General features: G+C 36.7%; 2 protein-coding genes and 1 pseudogene. All 3 read left to right on the forward strand.

The genetic code is table 11. The features are described 5' to 3' along the window. On the forward strand, positions 1–705 hold a 705-nt coding region (locus BN2144_RS14010), incomplete at its 5' end, for an energy-coupling factor ABC transporter ATP-binding protein (RefSeq protein WP_033828866.1). 215 nt (positions 706–920) lie between these two features. Beyond that, the gene (locus tag BN2144_RS14015; protein WP_082195149.1) at positions 921–2,144 is read left to right on the forward strand and encodes an ISL3 family transposase; all 1,224 of its coding nucleotides are present in this window, start codon (positions 921–923) and stop codon (positions 2,142–2,144) included. A 189-nt stretch (positions 2,145–2,333) separates the two neighbouring features. Beyond that, a pseudogene (locus BN2144_RS20415) lies at positions 2,334–2,637 on the forward strand (ABC transporter permease subunit); the annotation flags it as partial.

Consider the following 2,637-nt stretch of genomic DNA (forward strand, 5'->3'; position numbering starts at 1 on the left):
TCAACCGCCATTATTGGTCAAAACGGTGCAGGTAAAACGACTTTAGTAAAGTTGTTAAAGGGACTATTGAAACCGAATCGCGGTGACGTCACTGTTAATGGGAAAAACACGAAAAAGCATACAGTAGCCGAACTCGCTCGTGAGATTGGTCTTGTTTTTCAAAATCCGAATGACCAAATTTTTAAACATACGGTACTTGATGAAGTTATGTTTGGCCCAAAAAATATTGGTCAGACAGTGGAAGAAGCAAGAGAAAATAGTTTGGCCGTTCTTGAAAAGTTGGGAATTCGCCACGAAACCGAAAGAAACCCGTACGATTTAAGTTTATCTGACCGTAAACTTGTCTCGATTGCGTCAATTTTAGCCATGAAGCCACCGATTATTATTTTTGACGAACCGACAATGGGTCAAGATGTTTTTGGAAAGAAACAGTTAAGCAAAATTATGAAAGATTTACGAAATGAAGGGATTCTCGTTTTATCAATCATTCATGACATGGATTTTGTTGCCGAAACATTTGAACGAACGATTGTAATGAACCAAGGGGAAATTGTACTGGACGGCCCTACAAGAGAAGTTTTTTCTCATGATGATATCATTGAGAAAGTTTATTTAGAATTACCGCATGCGACTCAACTCGGTAGACAACTCGGTTTTCGAGAAACGTTCTTAACCGTCGAGGAATTAATACAAAGGAGCAAATAAAAGAGGAACTAATTTGTCAACAACTCTTAACTTGAAGTCATGCGGGTTCTTGATTCAATTTCAAAGTAGAGGGACTATGCAAAATGGTCGCCTCTTTTTTTATGGCTCTATAATAAATGTTGGGGTTAATAAAAGATTCAAAAAAAAGAGACACACGACTCCTAATTTCCTTTTATACTTGAATTGACAGAAACAAGTTAAAGAAAGGGAGTCGTGTGCAAATGAATAATAACATAATTATGCCAGGATTAGAAGACGTAAAAATACTAAAAGTGGAACAAATGGATGACAGATTAGCGTTGTTTGTTGAAATGGAAGCACGCACACATACTTGTCCTAGATGTGGTGCCAAAACACGACAAATTCATGATTATCGAATGCAGAAAATCAAGCATTTAAAGTGGTTTGAACGCCTCTGCTATATCTTTTATAACAAGAGACGATATCGTTGTGATGCTTGCGAGAAGAGGTTTCCTGAGAAAAACAATTTTGTGGAGCGTTATAAACGGTTTACCAAAGAGTGGAATCAGGCTGTAAACGTGAGAAGTGTTCAAGCCAAAACATTTAAGGAACTAGCTCAACAATATGGTACTTCGATTTCAACGGTTATAAGACGATTTGATGCATTTGCCGAAAATGAAGTAGGGGAAGTTAAGGAACTCCCGAGAGTAATCGCTATAGATGAGTATAAAGGGGATACCAAAGAAGGAAAGTATCAGTTAATCATCGCAAACGGAGATACAAGAGAGCCTTTGGATATATTACCGAATAGAAAAGGAAAAACAATATCACAATACTTACGAAAGTATGGGGCCAATGTAGAAATAGTCATTATGGACATGAGCCATTCCTTTAAATCGGCTGTACGAAAGGCCTTAGATCATCCACTAATTATAGCCGACCATTTTCATTTTTGTCGCTATATCTATTGGGCACTTGATAAAGTAAGAAGGCGGATTCAGTCAGATTGGAATGATTATGACCGGAAAAAGTGTAAAAAAATGAGATATGTATTTTACAAAGATAGTGCGAAACTAACCGAAAACGAGAGATGGTACCTAGATCGATACCGTGGTATGTCGAAGGAACTAGATATGGCGTATCAATTAAAAGAGGCTTATTGTGAATGGTTCAAACAAGCGAAAGAAAATGGTTCAGAAGGTATGCGTAAAACCAAAGAAGGCTTAAACACGTTTTATCAGTTAGTTAGAGATACTGGAGTGCAGGAATTTCTACGCAGCATACGGACGTTTAAAAACTGGGAAAAAGAAATTTTAAATAGTTTTATGTATAGCTATTCTAATGGATTTCTGGAAGGAATAAATAACCACACAAAGGTAATAAAACGGAATGCGTATGGTTTCAGAAACTTCAAACGAGCAAGAGCTAGAATATTGTTATCACACAAGTATAAAGGAATAGGGGTCCATCTAGGCTAGAAATAATCCCCCTTTTATTGTAGGTATGAATTTTATTTCATACCTACAATAAAAGGTCACCAAGCGAAAGCGCGGTAGCTTAACCCCAACATTTGACAAAGAACCTTTTTTATGGAATTGGAGAAGGAAAAGCAGAGAAAAATAGAGAAATAGTAAGATAATCACTAATTTTATGGACGAGGGGTACGTATGCGAATATTAAAAATAGCATTATTTTATTTTGTTGGAATTATCGGGATCATATGTATAAGTGTTTTTCCTCAATACATCGAATCGTTAACATTGGGTGATTCCTCATCCTATTACAAACAATTAACTACCTTTCTTCTATCTTTAAGAAACTCGGAAACATGGAGTTATGAAACAATGTTTTCACCAAATTCGTCTCCGATAGTTGACGTGTTGTATGAGCCATTCCTCTATTCATTAAAGATCTTATTCGGTGCATTTTCTTTCGGGTTGCTCCTCGCGCTTTTATTGGCGGTCTTGATTC

Source organism: Bacillus andreraoultii (assembly GCF_001244735.1).
Lineage (GTDB): Bacteria > Bacillota > Bacilli > Bacillales > Caldibacillaceae > Caldifermentibacillus > Caldifermentibacillus andreraoultii.